Genomic DNA, 19,445 nt, shown 5'->3' on the forward strand with positions numbered 1-19,445 from the left:
TGTTGGTTTGCGGCGTCAGTGGCCGCGTGATGGTCAGTCGAGCTGGTGTTTCAAGGCTGACACTTCAATGTGCGTCAGGATGACGGCACTCTTCACGTCGTAATTCACTTCTTCCGCCGGATGTATTGCAGCCTGAGCGTGTTCGGTCAATTGCGCGAGACTGTCGACGCTGCGCCGGATGCGATGACTGTTTTCCGAGTGCAGGGCCTGTTTCGCTTGGCGGGATCGCACGCTCAACTGCTGTACATAGTATTTGAGGTCAGGTGGTACCGATGAGTCCTTGTTGCAGGCATTGGCGGCATGGCGGATGGTTCGATCGATGAACTTCAGCCGTTGCCGCACCTCGTCGGTTTGAAAATACATACGCATCTCCTTGTAAGTTATGTGCGACGATCGGGTTCGTTTTTGATGCCCAGTTTCGCCGCCAGGCTGATGCCGTTTTGGTATGGCGCGAAGTGGGTATTGGATAACTGAAACTCGGTAAAGTTCCTTTCGGAACAATGAAGAAGCGCCAAAACGGTGCGGAACTTTGATGGTGGCAACCGAGGTCAAATTTGCAATTTCATTCGCCAATCCAGGCCGGATACCGACGTGCAATCGACTATCAATTTTTTTCCCGAGGAATCGTCCGCCGTTCCCCATGCTTCAACGATACCGCTTCTGATCGGCTGCGCGGGATGGAGCGTGCCGAGCGCCGCCGGGGAAAACTTTCCGGTCGAGGGTAGCCATCTGGAGCGCTACGCAGCGGTATTTCCGGCGGTCGAAATCAACACTTCCTTTTATCGGCCGCATAAACCGGCAACGTATGTCCGCTGGCGCGAAAGCGTGCCGGAATCATTTCGTTTCTCGGTGAAGGTGCCGAAGCGGATCACGCATGAATTGCGCATGAAAGAGGTCGATGCGGAATTGCGGCGCTTCATGGAGGAGGCCGGCTGCCTGGAGCACAAGCTCGGCTGCCTGCTGGTTCAACTGCCGCCCAGCCTGCAATTCGACTCACCGTCGGCGGAACGCTTCTTCGATCTGCTGCGGACGCTCACGCCGGTCGATGTGGTCTGCGAACCGCGCCATGCAAGCTGGTTTGTCACTGAGGCGGCAGCGATGCTCGCCGCGCGCAATGTGTCGTACGTCATCGCTGACCCGCAGCCTGTCGAGGCGCCGCCTCCGGATACCGGCGCGGGTACGGTGTATATACGGCTGCACGGGGCGCCCCGCATGTACTATTCGCCGTATTCCGATGATTTCCTCGACGGGCTGCATGCCGATATCGCACGGAAGCTGGAATCGGACCGGCGCGTCTGGTGCATCTTCGACAACACCGCGGAGGGGCACGCCGTGCCGGATGCCTTGTCGCTGCTGTCGCGCTTCGGCTGAAGGCTGCGATCTATATCTCGATCTGCGTACCGACTTCGATCACCCGGTTGGGCGGGATGCGGAAATAATCGGCCGCATCCCGCGCATTGCGGGCCATGGACGCGTACAGCGCCTCCCGCCAGAAGGCCATGCCGCCGCCCACGGTGGCGATCACTGTCTGTCGCGCGATGAAGAACGAGGTCTCCATCAGGTTCAGTTCGAGGCCGGCGGCACCGCACATTTCCAATGCAAGGGGGATGTTGCGTTCATCTTTGAAGCCGTAGGACACATTGACCTGATAGCACTCCTGGCCGAGCGGGATCACCTTGATGCGCTCCGCCGCCGGTATCGTCGGGATGTCGGTTGAATACACGGTCAGGAAGATGGTGCGTTCATGCAGTACCTTGTTGTGCAGCAGGTTGTGCAGCATCGCATGCGGCACGCCGTCGCCTTCGGCGCGGAAGAAAATTGCGGTTCCCTCGACCCGTTGCGGCGGGCTGACGAACAGCGACTGCAGGAAATCCTCAAGAGGAATCAGGTGTTTCTGCAGATTCCGGAACACCAGGTCGCGTCCGTTTTTCCATGTCAGCATCACGGTCACCATGAGCGCGCTGATCAACAACGGAAACCAGCCGCCGCTGAGAAGCTTCAGGCTGGTGGCGGAAAACAGCGCGGCATCGATGATGAAGAAAAAGCCCGTCGCCCCGAAGCACAGCAGGAGATTGAGTTTCCAGCGGTAGCGGATCACAAAGAAGGTCAGCACGGTGGTCGTCAGCATGGTCGCTGTCGCGGCAATGCCATAGGCGGAGGCAAGGTTGGACGACGAGCCGAAGCCGATCACCGCCAGCACCACGACGAGCAGTTGTACCCAGTTCACCAGCGGTATGTAGATCTGCCCGATTTCACGGTCGGAGGTGTACACCACACGCATGCGCGGCAGGAATCCGAGCGAGATCGCCTGCTGGGTGACCGAGAAGGCACCGGAGATGGTGGCTTGCGACGCGATCACCGTCGCCATGGTCGACAGCACCACCAGGGGATAGATGCTCCATGGCCCGAGCTGGTTGAAGAAGGGATTGGATACCGCCGCCGGTGTCGACAGCAGCAGGGCGCCCTGGCCCAGGTAGTTGAGGCCGAGCGCCGGGAATACGATGCTGAACCAGGCGAGCCGGACCGAGCGTTTGCCGAAATGCCCCATGTCGGCATAGAGTGCCTCGGCGCCGGTGAACGCGAGCACCACCGCCCCAAGCGCAAAGAAAGCCAGCCAGCCGTTCTGCATCAGAAAGCGGAATGCATGGATTGGATTGAGTGCCGCCAGGATGGCAGGATTGGCGATGATATTGATGATGCCCATGGTCGCCAGCGTGATGAACCACACCAGCACGATCGGCCCGAACCACCTGCCGATGCCGGCCGTCCCCCGGTGCTGCAGCATGTACAGCGCAACCAGCACCGTCAGCGTCAGCGGCACCACGTAGGGCTGGAAGGCCGGTGTCGCGACTTCCAGGCCTTCCATCGCCGATAGCACCGAGATAGCGGGCGTGATCACGCCATCACCGTAAAACAGCCCGGCGCCCACCATGCCCATCAGCATGACCGGAAAGTAGAAGCGGGAATGCGAGGTCACTGACGACATTGCCAGCGCGGTCAGCGCCATGATGCCGCCTTCGCCGCGGTTATCGGCGCGCAGGATAAGCGTCACGTACTTCAGCGAAATGATGATGACCAGGCCCCACACGATCAGGGAAACAATGCCCAGCAGGTTGGTTTCGGTCAGAGGCAGGCCGTGTTCCGTGGAGAACACTTCTTTCATCGTGTAGAGCGGGCTGGTACCGATGTCGCCATACACGATGCCGATGGCGGCCAGGGTGAGGGTGCCCAGGCGGCTTTTATTATTAGGAGCGGGAGACGTCAAGCGACACCTTTTGTTATGTTGCACTGCAAAAGCGCTATCTTAATCCATCGGCATTGTTTTATATCGATCCTGGTTAACCCCGGTGTATCAATAAAGGCGCCATCAATGCATGGCGCCCGGATTTCTGAACTTTAGTGTCAAAAGGCGACGAACAGATGCGGGGAATAGTGTTGCATGCGATGCAGTTATAAATATTGCTGTAGCGTGAGCCCACCCCGCAATTCTTCGATCGGCACTGCAAATGAGTTGGAAGAGAATCTATTACTTTTTACCAATGCGATGCTGGAATTCAATACCGTTTGATATCGCCATATTGCCTGCCGGCGGCGCGCAACGTGAATATCAGCATGATTTTCGGCAATGGAACAGGTTGTCGGAAAAATGGATGGGGGCCGAATGACAAACTTCTGTTCGGCGGCAACAAGAGAGCGTGCAGAAGGCCAGGTCCGGAAAATGCAGTTGATGTGACTGCGCGATCCGGCTTTCATGCAATCGCGGACGGATGCCTGGCCAGCGGTGTGACCTTGATCCGCATGTAAGGAAACAGCGGAAGTCCCGACAGCAGCGTATGCAGTTCGTCGTTGGAATCAACATCGAAGACGCTGTAGTTCGCATACTCACCGACGACCCGGTAAAGGTGAACCCATTTGCCTTGATGCTGCAGTTCTTGTGCGTAGGCCTTTTCGCGTGCCTTGATGTCGTCCGCCAAGTGCGTCGGCATGTCGTGCGGGATGTTTACATCCATACGGACCAGGAACAGCATATTGTTCTCCTTCTCGAATAGTTGTCTGAATTCGCCTGTCCTGCGCTACACCGCGATCGTGGTCTTGCCTTCCCTGCTGTAACAGGCGAGCTTGTCTGCATCGAGCGCCCCCACTGACCAGGCACCATCGGCAATTCGTCGTCCGCGATGACGGCCTGCTTGGTCCCGATATCGTACCTCAGCAATAAGGGGCCGAACAGTTTGGTACTTCATCCAGCCAAGCTGCTCCTCAAACCCATCACCGGATAGTAGGTTCGCGCCGCTCATTGGGTCACGGCGTAACATTCAATCGTCTACCGCCTTCGCATCTCGAGCGCGCGCAGATTCGACAGCCGACCCCGGTAAATTTCAATGTGCCGCTTCCATTTATTGGAGTACATACAAAACACGTCGTCGCGCATGGAATGAATATTTGCCAATGCGGTCCACGCTAAAGACGCTGCACGGGATGTGGTGTTCCTCGAAGAAATTCTTGTTCTCGGCAGATAGATTGGACCCGCACCAAACATGCCGGCAACGATTGCTGAACAATTGCGCTCAGCGAACGGATAGGCTGCGGAAGCACAGAAGTGCAAATAGAACGTTCCTTGAAATTGCTTTACCTACTTTTTTCATAAAAAATAATGCACGCTGCCTGTCATGCCGTAGTTGCGATCGCCCCGCCTTTGATGGCCCTGACTGCTTTCGCGTCGGAGGAGGCACGAAGCCTGGCGGAGTGCGCACGCATCACCGATGACGGCAAGCGGCTCACCTGCTTTGACCGGCTGGCGGCGTCGAATGATCAAGCTGCCGGTGCGGCAAAGCCAGGGCTTCCACCGATACCACATGCGGAGACGGCCGGATCATGGTCCGGCTCAGCGCAGTCGAATGATCCCGGCCGATTCAGTCTTTCCGATCATTGGGAACTCGAACAAGGGTACAAACGCGGCATCTTTACCTTTCGTCCCCATCGTCCCAATTACCTAACTGCCGTGTATACGCACAGGCCCAACGATGCGCCTTATCGTCCATTTCGCCAGCTGACATCTCCAACTGCGGAAATATCCCATACGGAGCTGGCATTCCAGTTAGGTTTCAAGATGAAGCTGGCCCAGGATGTATTGGGCAAGGTGGGCGACTTATGGTTCGGCTACACGCAGAACAGCTACTGGCAGGCGGACAATCAGGAAGCATCAAGTCCTTTTCGGGAAACGAACTATCAGCCGGAACTGATGGCGGTCGTTCCGGTGAATTTTTCCTTTCTTGGCATGAATGCCCGCTTTATCAATGTCGGCCTGGTCCACCAGTCGAACGGGCAAACTTCAACGCTGTCCCGAAGCTGGAATCGTATATATGCGCAAGTAGGCATGGAGCGCGGCGACTTTACGCTGCTGGCCCGCGTGTGGAAACGGCTGCCCGAGAAGAGCGAGGAGGACAATAATCCCAATATCGCGGACTACATGGGACGTGGCGACGTCTCAGCCGTCTACAGATATAACGGGCACGAGTTTTCCACGCTCGCCAGGTACAACTTCCATACCGACAAAGGTGCGGCCCAATTGAGTTGGGCCTTTCCGCTGGCCGGCTATCTCAAGGGATACGTACAGGTGTTTTCAGGCTACGGCCAAAGTTTGATCGACTATAACTATTTTCATAGAACGATCGGTGTCGGAATACAGGCCGATTTTTAATTTTCAACGTTGTTTTGCATGGTGGGCGGCAAACGACTCCAGCAGGAGGACTGCCGGAAAGCAATGGGGATCTCTGCAGCACTCTCCGGGCAGCGTCGCGCGCGTAGCCAAAGTTAGCTGTCGAACCGCAGGATGACCGGACAAGAGGGACTTCCATCGGCCGTGTCAGGCACACCGCAGCATGCATGTAACGAGCTTATCGGAACCATGGTCAACTTGAACCGTCGGACTGCATTGTATGCGCCCGGCATCGAGGATCATGATCGATATCGTAGTTTCGCCGGACCTTCTCAGAGGTACCAGCGGTGAGCGGTAACGCGGGTCGATACGTTGAAACGCGGCTTGCGGCATGGATGCATCGTCTGCGCGTCGCGAGGTGCCGAAGCGTTTTTGCGTCAAGGAATGTTCGTGGTATTGTTCCCTGAGAAAATGCCAGCAACTTCATGCCATCCAGCCGAGTGCCGATGATTCTATTAAGCCTTGTCGTATTGCCGTTCATTAGCGCCATTCTCGTTGCCTGCATGCCGGCAGTCGCTCGCAAATGGGCGGTTGGAATAGCAGGCGTGGTCGCAGTCGCAGGGCTTGTGCAAACGATTGTTCTGTACTTCCCGATCAGGACAGGTGAAGTAATACGATACCAGGTGGAATGGCTGCCCGCCCATGGGCTGAACCTCGCTTTGCGGATGGACGGCTTGTCGTGGATCTTCGCGATGCTGGTGCTCGGCATTGGTGTACTCGTCGTACTGTATGCGCGGTACTACATGTCCCCCGAAGATCCGGTTCCGCGGTTCTTTTCGTTCTTGCTGGCGTTCATGGGTTCAATGCTCGGCGTTGTATTGTCCGGCAATCTCATTCAAATGGTGATCTTCTGGGAACTGACCAGCCTGACGTCTTTCCTGCTTATCGGATACTGGCATCATCGCCTCGACGCCCGGCGGGGAGCCCGCATGGCGTTCACGGTCACCACGATAGGCGGACTTTGCCTGCTGTGCGGGGTTTTGATCCTTGGCGGAATTGCCGGCAGTTATGACCTGGATGCGGTGCTTTCCGCCGGCGACGAGATCCGGCAGCATGATTGGTATCCGGCGGCGCTGATCCTTGTCGCGCTGGGTGCCTTCACCAAAAGTGCGCAGTTTCCGTTCCATTTCTGGCTGCCGCACGCCATGGCAGCACCTACGCCGGTGTCGGCGTATCTGCACTCCGCGACCATGGTAAAGGCCGGAGTCTTCCTGCTGATCCGGATGTGGCCTGTTCTCTCGGGCACCCCGGAATGGACGTGGATTATCGGCGGCGCCGGGGTATGCACACTATTGCTGGGATCTTTTGTCGCCATCTTCCAGCATGACCTGAAAGGCTTGCTTGCCTATTCCACCATCAGCCACCTGGGCCTGATCACGGTGTTGATGGGCATAGGGACGCCCTTGTCGGTGGTGGCGGCGATTTTCCATACCCTGAATCACGGAATCTTCAAGGCATCGCTGTTCATGGCTGCCGGCATCCTCGATCATGAGACCGGCACACGTGACATGCGAGTGCTTCGGGGCCTGTACCGTGCGATTCCCGTCACCGCGATGCTGGCCATCGTTGCCAGTGCCTCGATGGCGGGCGTGCCCTTGCTGAATGGCTTCCTGTCGAAGGAAATGTTTTTTGCCGAGACGGTGCATGTCGGTGGTACCGAGAATTGGTGGATGTCGATCGCCGCCGTCGCAATGGGCATATTCAGTGTCGCGTACTCCCTTCGTTTTATCAGCGTATTCTTTGGAGAACTGTCGAACAAGCTTCCGAAGGTGCCGCATGAGCCTCCACGCTGGATGCGTTTTCCCATCGAGCTGCTGGTAATTCTGTGCGTTGCCGTCGGGCTGTTTCCTGAAATGACTGTCGGGCCGTTTCTTGCGATTGCCGCGGAATCGGTGCTCGGCAACAACACACCAACGTACGACCTGCGCATATGGCATGGGTTTAACCTGCCGCTCTTCATGAGTGTTAGTGCCCTGATGGGGGGCATACTGTTTTACGTCATCCTGCGTCGGTTCTTTTCGCTGTCCCTTAGGGACGAGGTACCCGTACTGCATCGCCTGAAAGGTGCGCAGGCCTATGAATCGACCATGCTGACCCTGTCGACGGCATCAACCTGGCTGGTGAATCATCTCGGCACGCGCAGGCTGCAGCCGCAACTGCTGCTGGTCATGATTTCATTCATCGTTGTGCCCTTGCTATTGGTTCATCCGCTGCCCGATTTTCCGGCATCGCGGTTGTCGCAAATCGAGCCGTTGTTCGGGGCGATGTGGTTGATTGGTTGCGGATGCGCTCTTGCAGCCGCATGGAAAGCCAAGTATCACCGCCTGGCGGCGCTCGTCCTCGTGGGTGGCACGGGGGTTGTGACCAGCATGACCTTTCTATGGCTATCCGCCCCGGATCTGGCGCTGACCCAGTTGATGGTGGAAACCGTTACCACGGTGTTGATCTTGCTCGGCCTGCGCTGGCTGCCGCCGCGCTTCAGGCCGGACGGCCTGGGCGAGCGTATTCCGCGCGCGGTGCTGCTGCGTCGCTCCCGCGACTTGCTGATTGCGGCAACGGGCGGGCTGGGCCTCGCGGCCGTCAGTTACATCGTGCTGATGCACCCCGCGCCAAAGAGCATTGGCGATTTCTTCATTCTGCGTGCGCTTCCCGAGGGAGGCGGCTCCAACGTGGTCAATGTGCTCCTGGTCGATTTCCGCGGTTTCGATACCATGGGAGAGATCACCGTGTTGTCCATCGTGGCACTGACCGTGTATGCGCTGCTTCGACGCTTCCGGCCAGCCCCCGAGAGCGTCGCAAATCCGGTGCAGCAGCTGAACGACCTGGACCCCGCGGTCCGCCAGACGCCGTCGATGCATGCGACCACGGGCTACTTGATGATACCTGCGGTCTATCTGCGGTTCCTGCTGCCGTTCATGGGCATGGTCGCGACGTACTTCTTCATGCGCGGACATAACTTGCCGGGAGGCGGATTCGTGGCCGGTCTTGTCTTTGCCACTGCGATCATCGTGCAGTACATGGTGGCGGGAACGATGTGGGTCGAGGCACATATCCGGCTACGACCACACCGGTGGATTGCCTACGGCTTGCTCGTCGCATGTGTCACCGGACTGGGGGCATGGATGTTCGGTTATCCTTTCCTGACCAGCCATACCGCCCATGTGCATCTGCCGATTCTGGGTGAGTTACATGTGCCCAGTGCATTTGCGTTTGATCTCGGAGTTTTCATTGTCGTGGTGGGGTCAACCATGCTGATTCTGGTTGCACTGGCTCACCAGTCCGTCCGCAGCCGCCGCGTTCCCGGTGCCGGGCTCCCCAAGGCTGCCTCACTTCCTACAACGGAGATTCCATAATGGAAATCGTCATCTCGATTGCCATCGGCGTCGTGTTTGGATCGGGCATCTGGTTGATACTGCGCCCCCGCAGCTTCCAGGTGCTTATCGGGCTGATGCTGATGTCGTATGCGGTCAATCTGTTTATCTTCATCATGGGACGCCTGTGGGTGAATCGTCCGCCGATCATATCGGGCATCGGTGCCCCTGACCCTGCCGCGATCGCCGATCCCCTGCCGCAGGCGCTGGTGCTCACGGCAATCGTCATCGGGTTCGCCACGACAGCGCTTTATCTCGTTGTCATTATCGGCACGCGAGGACTGACCGGAACCGATCATGTCGATGGCGAGGAGCCGGATCAATGAGTATTGCATGGAGCGAGCATCTGATCGTGGCACCGGTGCTGATCCCGCTGGTGTGCGGCGCACTCCAGGTTCCCATCAAGCATGCCAGGCACGAGCTCAAAAATGTGCTGAGCATGCTGTCCGTACTTGGGCTGATTGCCGTGGCGGGCACGCTCGTGATTCTTACCGACAGCGGCCACTGGCAAGACGGAATGGGCATATACCTCGCCGCGAACTGGAAGGCGCCATTTGGTATCGCGCTTCTGGCTGATCGGTTGGCGGCAATCATGTTGTTGCTTACCGCACTGCTTGCCGCAGCCGCGCTCCTGTATTCCAGTTTGCGCTGGAGCAGGGTGGGGGTGCACTTTCACCCGCTGTTCCAGTTCCTGATCATGGGCCTCAACGGCGCCTTCCTGACGCATGACCTGTTCAACCTCTTTGTCTTTTTCGAAGTCATGCTGGCAGCCTCCTACGGGCTGCTCCTCCATGGCTACAATGCAAACCGGCTGCGAAGCGGAATGCAATACATCGCGGTAAACCTGGTGGCATCACTCCTCTTCCTCATTGGCGTCGCACTGATTTATGCCGGTAGCGGAACATTGAATATGGCCGATCTTGCATCGCGAATCGCGGCAATGAGCGCGACGGATCTGGCTCTCGTAAAGCTGGCGGTGACCGTGCTTGCGATCGCCTTTCTGATCAAAAGCGCGATGTGGCCGTTGGGCTTCTGGCTTCCGTCAACCTATGCCGCGGCATCGCCCCCGGTCGCGGCAATGCTGGTATTGATGACCAAGGTCGGAGCGTACGTCATCCTCCGGCTATGGCTGCTCGTGTTTCCCAGTGACGCGGGGGCAGCCGCCGGCTTTGGGCTGGAAGCCCTGCTGTATGGCGGCATGGCAACCATTGTCTTTGGCGCGGCCGGCATGTTCGCCAGCGAAGCGCCCGGAAGGCTGGCAGGCTACGGCGCCATCGTCTCCTCCGGTACCCTCCTTGCCGTGATTGGCTATGGACAACCGTCGTTGATTACCGCCGGCCTGTATTACCTGCTGGGATCAACCGTGGCGATAGCGGCATACGTCCTGCTGATCGAACTGATTGAGCGCATCCGTGCGCCAGGCGCCGCAGTCCTGGCGGTGACAATGGAAGCGTTTGCAATCGAAGATGCGCCTGAACCGCCGGTCGGCGTCGGCATCCCGGCAGCACTTGCGTTTCTCGGTCTTTCCTTTGTTGCCTGCGCACTGATCATTGCCGGTTTGCCGCCGCTGTCAGGATTTGTGGCGAAGTTCGGCCTGTTCCATGCATTGCTCAATCCGGAGTCGGCGGAGCATGCGGTCGGCCCGGTCACCTGGATCCTACTGGCGCTGATCATCGTGTCAGGGCTGGCCACCATCATTTCCATGATGCGGTTCGGGGTCCGTGCCTTCTGGGTGCCCAGCGTCGTGATCCCACCCCGGTTGCAGGCGACCGAAGTCGCTCCGGTCAGCCTGCTACTGCTGGTGTGCGTCGCCATGACAGTGGCAGCGGGGCCCATCTTTGCGTATTTGAAGCGTACGTCGGTCGAAATTCATCAACCGGCGCTATACATGCAACGCGTGCTGTCCGCGCCAACCGTTCCCAATCCACGCCATGAGGCGGATAGACGATGAAACGATTTCTTCCCAACCCCTGGATGTCGGCGATCCTGTTGTTGGTGTGGCTGATGCTCAACCAGAGTATCGAACCTGCACATCTATTGCTCGGTGCCTGCCTGGGTGTCGCCATACCGTGGCTGACACGGAATCTGCAGCCGCTTGGATACCCGCGATTGTCGAAGCCGGTTGCCCTGTTCCGGCTGCTGGGCATGGCGCTGGTGGAGATCGTGCGCTCCTGTTTCAATGTCAGCCGCATCATCCTGTTCAGGAAGGCCGACCGGGTGAATTCTCAGTTCATCAAGATTCCGCTGGACATGCGTAGTCCCTATGGGCTTGCAATGCTTTCCTGCCTGATCAACTCGACGCCAGGCACTGTATGGGTGGAGATACTGCCGCACAGCCATGAGCTGGCGCTGCACGTTTTTGACCTGCATGAAGAACAATGGTGGATCGATACGATAAAAGGGCGTTATGAGAAGCCCTTGATCGAAATCTTTGAATAGGATCGAAGACTGACATGGATAGATTGCTCGAACTGTCGATCGGATACGCCCTCGTGTGCGTTCTCCTGGCGATGCTGTTTTGCACGGCGCGTCTGATAATCGGTCCTTCGGCACACGACCGCGTGCTTGCGCTCGATACCGTATGGATGTGCTCGATGCTGCTGGCGCTGGTTCTGGGAATACGCCTCGGGAGCGAGGCGTATTTCGACGCCGCGATGCTGATTGCGCTACTTGGTTTTGTGTCGACGATTGCGATTGCCAAGTTCTTGATGCGAGGGGAGGTCATAGAATGAACGATGTCGACAGCCTTCCGATGTGGGGCGCACTCCCGGCCGCGTTGCTGCTGATCCTGGGCGGCACCATTGTCCTGATCGGTTCACTTGGATTGCTGCGCCTGCCGTCCTTCTACCAAAGAATTCACGGCCCTGCGATTACCATCACGCTTGGGGCAGGATGCATCCTCATTGCTTCAATGATCTACTTTTCGGTACTGCAATCCCGTCCAGTGATCCACGAGTTGATTATTACGGCATTCGTGTTCATGACATCCCCGGTTGTGACGATGATGATCATGCGCGCAGCGGTGTATCGCGATCTGCGTGCCGGCCGGCAGGACATGGATGCATCAGCCCGGGAAATATTTCGCTTTCCTCGCAAGTGATGAGGTGAGGCCGGAGTCGGACTCATTGCGGAACAGCGGCCGGGAGGAATCATTTGCCTGCCATGGCTGCCGCATACGAAAAGGGTGTACGATCAACTTGGTCCGCAGCAGAAATACGGCCATCGTTCATGCGCCTTGATGTCGCGCAGGAAAGGCTTTTCTCGAGTGATGGTCTTGGGTATGTCGATTTGATGCGCCCGCTTTCCTTTGCATAGCGTCATCGCGATAGTGTGCGCCCAACCGGAGCGATGATATGCCGCCAATTCAGAACGTTCTGATCGCCACCGATTTTTCCGAGCGTGCCGCATTCGCTGAAGAACGCGCAGCCATGCTTTGCAAGCAGCATCAATGCAGCAAAGCCGAATTGATGACGGTAAAGGAAGCAGGGGAGCCGGAAACGCTTGCACTCGTCAACAACATGAGTGTCGCTTCAGCGGAAGATCTCATCACGCATGCCGCCCGGCAGGAATTGCATGAACGGTCGGCTACGTTATCGGACAATTTCGGTGTCGATTTCGACCTTTCAGTCAGATTTGGAAAACCGGCCTGGGAGATTGCCGGCAGAGGGGAAGAGCTGGCGGCTGACCTGATTGTCCTGGGCGCCCATGGCGGCAACTTCTTCACGGATCTTTTCCTGGGCAATACGGCAGACAGGCTGATCCGGTTGTGCAAGCGCCCTATGCTTACCGTTAAAAACGAACCCTCATTGCCTTATAGCCGTATTCTGGTGCCGGTTGATTTTTCAGAGGAATCCGATCAGGCGGCGCGCGTCGCGCTTTGCATTGCACCGGAAGCCAGTATTACCTTTCTTCATGCGTACGATGTGCAAATACGTTATGCGAGCGTGACTCAGGAAGTCATTCACCATTATCGTCGAGAGGCGCGCGAAAATGCCCGCCTGTCTCTCAATCGCTTCATTGAAGATCTCGATGCCGCCGACAGGCTTGTGTCCCGTGTCATTATTTTTGGCGTTCCCAGCGCCGTGGTGCGTGACTATGCGGAGAAAATGCAGCCGGATCTCATTGTCATGGGCAAGCATGGGCGTTCCCGCGTGGAAGAGATGATCATCGGCAGCGTTACCCGCGATACGATCGACCAGACTCACTGCGACATCCTCGTCGTACCTCCTTTTCCGGTCCTTGCTCAATCCGGAAATGTGCGATGACCGTTCATGGCGCCTTGCAGTGCCGGGCATGGCATAGGAAAGAACAGATCGAAGCGGAAAGCGTTCAGCGGCCGGCATCGGACTTGATGCCGGCCTTCCTTTTCATGTTGCATGCCCGCCACCATTTGAAGATGGCATTGCCGGCACTTATGGAAACACCAGCACCGGAACCATCGACTTGCGAATGACTTCCTGCGTCAGGCTTTCGCTGAACAGCGTATCGAGTACACCCATCTTTCCCCGAGTCGCCATGACGATGACATCGCATTGGAACTCTCTGACCGCTTCAAGTATTTCTTCGTCCGGAAGCCGGGACAGTGATACGACGGCTTCGCATCGGACGTTCATGGCTTCTGCATGATCAAGCACCTTCTGTACATGGGCTTTGGCATCATGCATGCGCATGTCTTCCACTGTCCTGCCGGTCTTTACCGAGTCGGCGTCCGCGCCATTGAACAGGCGTGGTTCGGCGACTGACAGGACGATCAGCCTGCCGGACGTCAGTTTTGCAAGGTCAATTGCGGCCTGCATGGGTTTATAGGACTGCATTGAGCCATCGACTGGCATCAATATTGATCTGAACATGACATTCTCCCTCCTGATACACAGGATTAAATACACAGGACCAAATACACAGGATCACGATTGCCGTACTCGACCTCCGTAAAGCAGGTCCGAGCATTTTGGCGATGGAAATGCGCTGCAGTGCGCACGGCGTGCGCCTGCAGGCGAAGCAACCTGATGTGCAACGCTATGCGCGTGGAGGGGGAAAGGCCTTGGGCAGAACAATGGAGATGTACGGCGAAATCATGACGAATGGTGGTGCTGCATCATCCTTGCCGCCTTCGTCCGCAATCTGGATGGAGACATAGTCCGACATTTCTTCAATGGACGGAATCACGTCCGTGTCACTTGGGGCGAGCTTCCCGAGTTGGGCGACATCAGCCGCGAGCGGCTCCGGATTTCCGGCCCGCTCGTTGAGTGATGCCGCCTTCGTTACTTCAACCGGACCCGCACCGACCGCTACAACGCAGCCCTGGGCGGCGAAAACGAACAGCAGGATTGCTATCAGAATGTTTTTCATCACGCACGACGTCATTCCGGATTCCTTTAAGAAGTGGGACTAACGCGGCATCAAAAGATTCACTTCCAATTGCTCTTCGGTGAATGAACGGACATAAGCAAAAGTGCAAACCCGCGCGTCACTTTCCTTGTGCGCCGATGAACTCGCGGTAGCCGCGTGCGCGCAGTTCGCAGGCAGGGCAGGAGCCGCAACCATAGCCCCAGTCATGCAGGGCGCCGCGTTCCCCAAGGTAACAGGTGTGTGATTCCGCGCGGATCAGATCAATCAGCGCCTGTCCGCCGAGATCTTGCGCAAGCCTCCAGGTGGCCGCCTTGTCGATCCACATCAGCGGCGTTTCGAGCTTCAGCCTGGTTGCCATGCCGAGGTTCAGCGCAACCTGCAACGCCTTGATCGTGTCGTCGCGGCAATCGGGGTAGCCGGAGAAATCGGTTTCGCACATGCCGCCCACCAGCACATCCAGCCCGCGCCGGTAAGCCACCGTGGCTGCCACGGTGAGGAACAGAAGGTTGCGGCCGGGAACGAAGGTATTGGGCAAACCGTTTTCCTGCATGGCGATGGCGACATCGCTGGTCAGGGCCGTGTCGGAAATCTTGCCGATCAGCGAAAGATCGATCAGGTGGTCGTCGCCCAGCCGGCTGTCCCAGTCGGAGGAGAGCATGCGCATCTTCTGCAGAAGCGTCGGGCGGACGGCGAGTTCGATCGCGTGGCGCTGGCCGTAGTCGAAGCCGATGGTTTCCACCCTGGCGTAGCGGTTCAGCGCCCAGGCGAGGCAGGTAGCGGAATCCTGGCCGCCGCTGAACAGGACCAGGGCCTTGTTGGAGAGTGTCATGATGGTCGGAATGGAAATGGGGCCTGCCGGACGGCAAGGCCAATTTCCGCATTTTAGCGCCTGCCGTTGCGGTACCTCCGCGACGGGTCAGGAGGCGCTTCGATTGGCCTTCTTGAGCGTTTGCTCGATGAAGTCGCCGTTGTCGTCGGAGAAGCGCAGGCGCACCGGATACCATTCCAACGCGGGTGCAAGCCAGATATCGAGCTGCTGGTCGCGCGAATCCGGTCGCGGCGCGCGGGAAATATGGATGGTGTCCAGCTCGCCAGCCTGGGTGCTGATTTTTTCCTGTGTGACGACCTTGAAGGTCCATGGTTCGGCATCGCTCTGGCCGGCGACCACGAAACGCCATTCAATGCCCGGCTTGATCCTGGTGTTGGCGGCGCGGGCAATCGCGACCAGTTGCCAGACGGCGCTCGTGCGGTCCTGCTCGCCGCCGACAATCGGCTGGGTGTCCTGTGATTTGGAAAAGCGGATCAGGCCGGCGTCGCGGTCAAACGATGTGGTGATCTTGTCTTTCCGGAGGCGTTTTTCGGTGAACATCTCCGGAACCAGGCCATGGTTGTCAACCTGCCCCTCGCTGCGGGATTCGAGAATCTTGCCGACCACCATTGCACGGACCTCGCTCGAAACAGCGAATTTCTTTCCTTCGTGCATCCATCGCACCGTCGCGTCGCCGTCAACGGTGATGCCGCGTTGCTTTGCGTTGATGTGGTACATGAGTTCCGCTGACGGCGGGAGGCTGACCTTGTAGTTCGCCGGGTCAGGTTGTGCCACCGCACCGTGCATGAGCGTGCTTGCGACTAACAGAAGAATGCCGTGAGGCAGGGAAATGAAGTTCATCAATCTATAGCGGATGGGTTGGATAGCGTCAGGTTAGACAGCGACATATCGAGATAATCTCCATTTGCCTCGGAATAACGCAATTTCACCGGAAACCATTGCTGCTGCGGCGCCAGCCATATATCGAGCTTGCGTTCGTACGAGCCGGGATGGGGAATGCGGGTCACGTGCCATGCCTTGACCAGCCCGACGCCGGTATGGATTTCCTCCATGCCAAGTATGCGGATCTTCCAGGTCTCCGCATTGCGCGTACCGGCAACGAATAACGAAATCTCGGAATCCGGCACGAATCGTTCGGGATCGCCCCGGCCGATGGCGGCCAATTGCCAGATCACGCTGGCGCGGTCCTGTTCGCCGCCCTTGCGGGGATAGGATGCGCTCGATGCGGAAAAGGTAATTTCATTGCGTTCCCGGTGGAAATGCGTATTGGTTTCCGCGCGATTGCGCGGCTTCTCGCCATAGATCACCGGGGAGACGCCGAACGCATCCAGTTGCCCTTCGCTGCGGAAGTCCAGCACGGTGAAAAATGCCACCTTGGCCTTTCCGGCAATCTGATAGGCATCGCCGGCCGCATGCCATTTGATCATGCCGCTGCCGTAATACGTGATGCCTTTGACCAGCGCTTCCACATCGTACTCAAGCTCCGCGGAGGGCAGCGGCGCCACAACATAACGTGGTTCCTGCTCGAGCGGCAGCTTGATGTCGGGGAGAGGCGGCGGCTCGTCCACGGAAGCCTGCGCCTGGTCGGCAATCTCCGGAGCGATCTCCGGCGCGGCCGCCGTCACGGGCGACTCGTCCTGGGTCGTCAACACCGTTGCAGCAGGCGGCTGCGCGGGTGCGTCGGCTGGACGCGGCGGCCTGGGGCGCTTCGCCGGGGGCTTGGGCGCGGGCTCCGGTGGCGTCGCGGCAGCGGGTGGCGCGACCGGGGGAGCAAGCAACTGGGTGGTGATGACGGGCGCATCCTCGACATCGAATGCGGGCAGGCCGATGCGGCTATCGGCCCAGCGAAAGACGATCAGGTGCAGCAGCAGGGATGCGACGACCAGCACGAACGCCCGCCGGGAGCGGCGGCTGCGTACCTGCGCTTGCTCCACGGAGAAATGCGTCGTTGCCATGGCGGTAGTGTAGCAATGGATGCCGCCGCGATGTTGCCGGCGTGACCGGAAAAAGCCTTGATGTGCCGCTATCGTTGCGTGTTTGGCGCTCATCCGGACGGCTTTACCATTTTGCTAATCCTGGTTATCTGCTACGCTGCAAATTATTTATGAGGAGAGCGCGATGCCGAAATCAGACATGCCGAATATCCCTGGAATGGGCGCAATGACCGACTCGCTCGATTTCGTCAAGAACCTGTGGGGCAGCATGGGTATTCCCGGCATGAACATGCCGGGGGCGAATGTTTCAAGCATGAATATTCCGGGCATGAGCATGCCGGGAATGGTTATGCCGACCCTGTCGGTGGAAGAAATCCGGAAAAAGATTTCCGATCTGAAGGCGGTCGAATCCTGGCTGGAACTGAATATGAACATGTTGCGCGGCACGATACAGGCACTGGAAGTGCAGGCCGCCACCATCGCAACGCTGCAGTCGATGGGCGATGCACTCAGCGCGTCGATGCAGGGCGCCCAGAACGGCCAGGCGAACGGCAAGCACAAGACACCCGACGCCGATGCGTCCGCGCCGGGCGCCAAGCCGGCGCAGAAAGCCTCGTCCGCACCCCAGCCCACCGGGAAAGACCAGGCCGATGCCGCCAGCCTGACGGCGCCGCTGGTGAATGCGGCCGCATGGTGGAACATGCTGCAGGACCAGTTCAAACAGGCGGTGAACAATGCCGCCACGGCCGCCGACAAGCCCGCCGTAAAGAACAACGGCTCGGCCAACGGCAAGGCAGCCGAGGCACCGAAAGCCAGGCCGGAAGAGGAAGCACCGCCGGCGGCAAAAACCCGCCGCAAGCCGGCGAAGTAGCAAGGCGGGGAAAAGGGCCGGCGGATTCAGGGTGGCGGACTTGCCGCCACCTTCAGCTTCCCGGCAACCAGCAGGCTCAGCAATCCGCAGGCAACGGCAAGATACCCTACCAGGTTGAAATGCAGCACCTGTCCGGCGCTGCCTTGCCGGATGATCAGTCCCGCCACCAGCGTCGCCAGTCCCGACGTCATCATCTGCACCGATGCCGACAGGCTCATGAACGTTCCCCGTATCTGCGGCGCGGCAGCCCCGGTGATCATCGCCATGCCCGGCACCATGCGACCCGGCACGAGGATGAAAAATACCGTCGAATTGATCAGCACCACCCACCACGGCACCGGCACCAGGTGCGTCGTCACGAGCACCGGGATGAAGGATGCGCATGCCACCCAGCGAAAGGTTCGCAGTTTGCCGTACTTGTCCGCCAGCCGGCCGATCAGCCGCGATGTGAAAAAGGTGGCGGCACCGCCGCACAGGTACACCACGGTGAGAAAGCTTTCCGGCATGCCGACATTGGTCGTCATGTAGAGGGCGATATACGGGATGACGGTGAACCCCGCCATCATCATCAGCCCGACGAACAGGAATGCTTTCAGGTGGTTCGGCTCTTTCGCCACGGCGTAGATCTGCTCGAATACATTGCCCAGCCGCGGGCGTTCGAGATGCGCGGTCAGGTTCGGCAACTGCCTGTAAGCGACGATCAGGATGACGCATGACAGCGCGACAATGAAGAAGAAGGGCGCACGCCAGCCGAGCATCGGCATGTGGTTGGTCAGCAGCAGGCCGAGCGGAACCCCGGCCACCGTCGACAGCGCGAAGGCCGCCATCACCGTACCCATTGCCCGGCCGCGCCGCTCGAAGGGAATCAAGTCCGCCACCATGGTCTGCACCATCGCGCCGAGAATCCCGCCAAATGCACCGGCGAGCGCCCGCGCCACCAGCAGCAGAGTGAAGTTCGGTGCCAGGCCGCAGCAGAGCGTCGCGATGATGAACAGCGTGTACAGGGTCAGCATCAGCTTGCGGCGGTCGAAGCGATCGATGTAGGTGGCGGCCAGCAGCCCCGATGCGGCGGCGGTGAAGGTATAGGACGACAGCAGCAGCCCGAACTGATTGGTGTCGATGGCCAGCACGCGGATCAGCTGCGGGCCGAGCGGCATCATGATCATGAAATCGAGGATGTGGGTGAACTGGATGCCGGCAAGGATCAGCAGGATCAGGCGTTCGTTCTGTACGGAATCGGATGGGGTGGGGGTATTCAAGAGAGTGTGTGCAAGGTGCGTAGCCGGACCGGCAGCTTAACAGCGATACCGATTCTTTTCCCGCCGATACGAAATGAAGGCCCGCCTGCCTGCCTTCATGGTGATGAATGCGTTAC

The 19,445-nt window shown here is 58.5% G+C and carries 19 protein-coding genes; 10 read left to right on the forward strand and 9 right to left on the reverse strand.

Annotated elements, in window-relative coordinates; genetic code table 11:
- Window positions 1-33: 33 nt before the first annotated feature.
- The gene (locus V7080_RS00450) at window positions 34-363 is read right to left on the reverse strand and encodes a hypothetical protein (RefSeq protein WP_334186424.1); all 330 of its coding nucleotides are present in this window, start codon (window positions 361-363) and stop codon (window positions 34-36) included.
- 228 nt (window positions 364-591) lie between these two features.
- Between V7080_RS00450 and V7080_RS00455 the strand changes: the two genes are divergently transcribed.
- Window positions 592-1,371, forward strand: coding sequence for a DUF72 domain-containing protein (locus tag V7080_RS00455; RefSeq protein ID WP_334186425.1), 780 nt, complete (start codon window positions 592-594; stop codon window positions 1,369-1,371).
- Between the two features lie 10 nt (window positions 1,372-1,381).
- Here the strand turns inward: V7080_RS00455 and V7080_RS00460 are convergent, their stop codons facing one another.
- Window positions 1,382-3,265 carry a potassium transporter Kup gene (locus V7080_RS00460; protein WP_334186426.1) on the reverse strand — a complete coding sequence of 628 codons (1,884 nt, stop codon included), beginning with the start codon at window positions 3,263-3,265 and terminating at the stop codon, window positions 1,382-1,384.
- 484 nt (window positions 3,266-3,749) lie between these two features.
- Complete coding sequence (gene catC / locus V7080_RS00465; RefSeq protein ID WP_334186427.1) at window positions 3,750-4,028, reverse strand: muconolactone Delta-isomerase; 279 nt, start codon at window positions 4,026-4,028, stop codon at window positions 3,750-3,752.
- 668 nt (window positions 4,029-4,696) lie between these two features.
- Here catC and V7080_RS00470 point away from each other — a divergent pair.
- The 8 genes from V7080_RS00470 to V7080_RS00505 all read left to right on the forward strand — a co-directional run bounded on the left by V7080_RS00470 (window position 4,697) and on the right by V7080_RS00505 (window position 13,352).
- Window positions 4,697-5,698 (forward strand): phospholipase A, encoded by a 1,002-nt coding sequence (locus tag V7080_RS00470; RefSeq protein WP_334186428.1) that lies wholly within the window; start codon window positions 4,697-4,699, stop codon window positions 5,696-5,698.
- A 464-nt stretch (window positions 5,699-6,162) separates the two neighbouring features.
- Complete coding sequence (locus V7080_RS00475; RefSeq protein ID WP_334186429.1) at window positions 6,163-9,069, forward strand: monovalent cation/H+ antiporter subunit A; 2,907 nt, start codon at window positions 6,163-6,165, stop codon at window positions 9,067-9,069.
- Window positions 9,069-9,413 (forward strand): Na+/H+ antiporter subunit C, encoded by a 345-nt coding sequence (locus tag V7080_RS00480; protein ID WP_334186430.1) that lies wholly within the window; start codon window positions 9,069-9,071, stop codon window positions 9,411-9,413. The genes V7080_RS00475 and V7080_RS00480 overlap by 1 nt, the downstream gene beginning before the upstream one ends.
- The gene (locus tag V7080_RS00485) at window positions 9,410-11,038 is read left to right on the forward strand and encodes a monovalent cation/H+ antiporter subunit D (protein ID WP_334186431.1); all 1,629 of its coding nucleotides are present in this window, start codon (window positions 9,410-9,412) and stop codon (window positions 11,036-11,038) included. The genes V7080_RS00480 and V7080_RS00485 overlap by 4 nt, the downstream gene beginning before the upstream one ends.
- A complete protein-coding gene (locus V7080_RS00490) occupies window positions 11,035-11,526 on the forward strand; it encodes a Na+/H+ antiporter subunit E (RefSeq protein WP_334186432.1) in 492 nt (163 codons plus the stop codon). Before V7080_RS00485 ends, V7080_RS00490 begins: the two co-directional genes overlap by 4 nt.
- A gap of 14 nt (window positions 11,527-11,540) precedes the next feature.
- Complete coding sequence (locus tag V7080_RS00495; RefSeq protein ID WP_334186433.1) at window positions 11,541-11,819, forward strand: K+/H+ antiporter subunit F; 279 nt, start codon at window positions 11,541-11,543, stop codon at window positions 11,817-11,819.
- Window positions 11,816-12,187 carry a monovalent cation/H(+) antiporter subunit G gene (gene mnhG / locus V7080_RS00500; protein ID WP_334186434.1) on the forward strand — a complete coding sequence of 124 codons (372 nt, stop codon included), beginning with the start codon at window positions 11,816-11,818 and terminating at the stop codon, window positions 12,185-12,187. Before V7080_RS00495 ends, mnhG begins: the two co-directional genes overlap by 4 nt.
- A 253-nt stretch (window positions 12,188-12,440) precedes the next feature.
- Window positions 12,441-13,352 carry a universal stress protein gene (locus V7080_RS00505; RefSeq protein ID WP_334186435.1) on the forward strand — a complete coding sequence of 304 codons (912 nt, stop codon included), beginning with the start codon at window positions 12,441-12,443 and terminating at the stop codon, window positions 13,350-13,352.
- 147 nt (window positions 13,353-13,499) lie between these two features.
- Here the strand turns inward: V7080_RS00505 and V7080_RS00510 are convergent, their stop codons facing one another.
- From V7080_RS00510 to V7080_RS00530, 5 genes are all read right to left on the reverse strand, one after another.
- Window positions 13,500-13,937, reverse strand: a complete 438-nt coding sequence (locus tag V7080_RS00510) for a universal stress protein (RefSeq protein ID WP_334186436.1) — start codon at window positions 13,935-13,937, stop codon at window positions 13,500-13,502.
- Window positions 13,938-14,103: 166 nt separating this feature from the next.
- Window positions 14,104-14,436 carry a hypothetical protein gene (locus V7080_RS00515; protein WP_334186437.1) on the reverse strand — a complete coding sequence of 111 codons (333 nt, stop codon included), beginning with the start codon at window positions 14,434-14,436 and terminating at the stop codon, window positions 14,104-14,106.
- A 118-nt stretch (window positions 14,437-14,554) separates the two neighbouring features.
- Complete coding sequence (gene queC, locus V7080_RS00520) at window positions 14,555-15,265, reverse strand: 7-cyano-7-deazaguanine synthase QueC (RefSeq protein WP_334186438.1); 711 nt, start codon at window positions 15,263-15,265, stop codon at window positions 14,555-14,557.
- 87 nt (window positions 15,266-15,352) lie between these two features.
- Window positions 15,353-16,105 (reverse strand): DUF3108 domain-containing protein, encoded by a 753-nt coding sequence (locus V7080_RS00525; RefSeq protein WP_334186439.1) that lies wholly within the window; start codon window positions 16,103-16,105, stop codon window positions 15,353-15,355.
- On the reverse strand, window positions 16,105-17,220 hold the full coding sequence (locus V7080_RS00530; RefSeq protein WP_334186440.1) for a DUF3108 domain-containing protein: 1,116 nt from the start codon (window positions 17,218-17,220) through the stop codon (window positions 16,105-16,107). Before V7080_RS00530 ends, V7080_RS00525 begins: the two co-directional genes overlap by 1 nt.
- 163 nt (window positions 17,221-17,383) lie before the next feature.
- On the opposite strand from V7080_RS00530, the gene V7080_RS00535 reads away from it, so the two are divergent.
- A complete protein-coding gene (locus V7080_RS00535) occupies window positions 17,384-18,070 on the forward strand; it encodes a PhaM family polyhydroxyalkanoate granule multifunctional regulatory protein (protein WP_334186441.1) in 687 nt (228 codons plus the stop codon).
- A gap of 26 nt (window positions 18,071-18,096) precedes the next feature.
- Here the strand turns inward: V7080_RS00535 and V7080_RS00540 are convergent, their stop codons facing one another.
- The gene (locus V7080_RS00540; RefSeq protein WP_334186442.1) at window positions 18,097-19,329 is read right to left on the reverse strand and encodes an MFS transporter; all 1,233 of its coding nucleotides are present in this window, start codon (window positions 19,327-19,329) and stop codon (window positions 18,097-18,099) included.
- Window positions 19,330-19,445: the final 116 nt, after the last annotated feature.

It is taken from the genome of Noviherbaspirillum sp., assembly GCF_036846085.1.
In the GTDB taxonomy this organism is placed as follows: Bacteria; Pseudomonadota; Gammaproteobacteria; order Burkholderiales; family Burkholderiaceae_D; genus Noviherbaspirillum.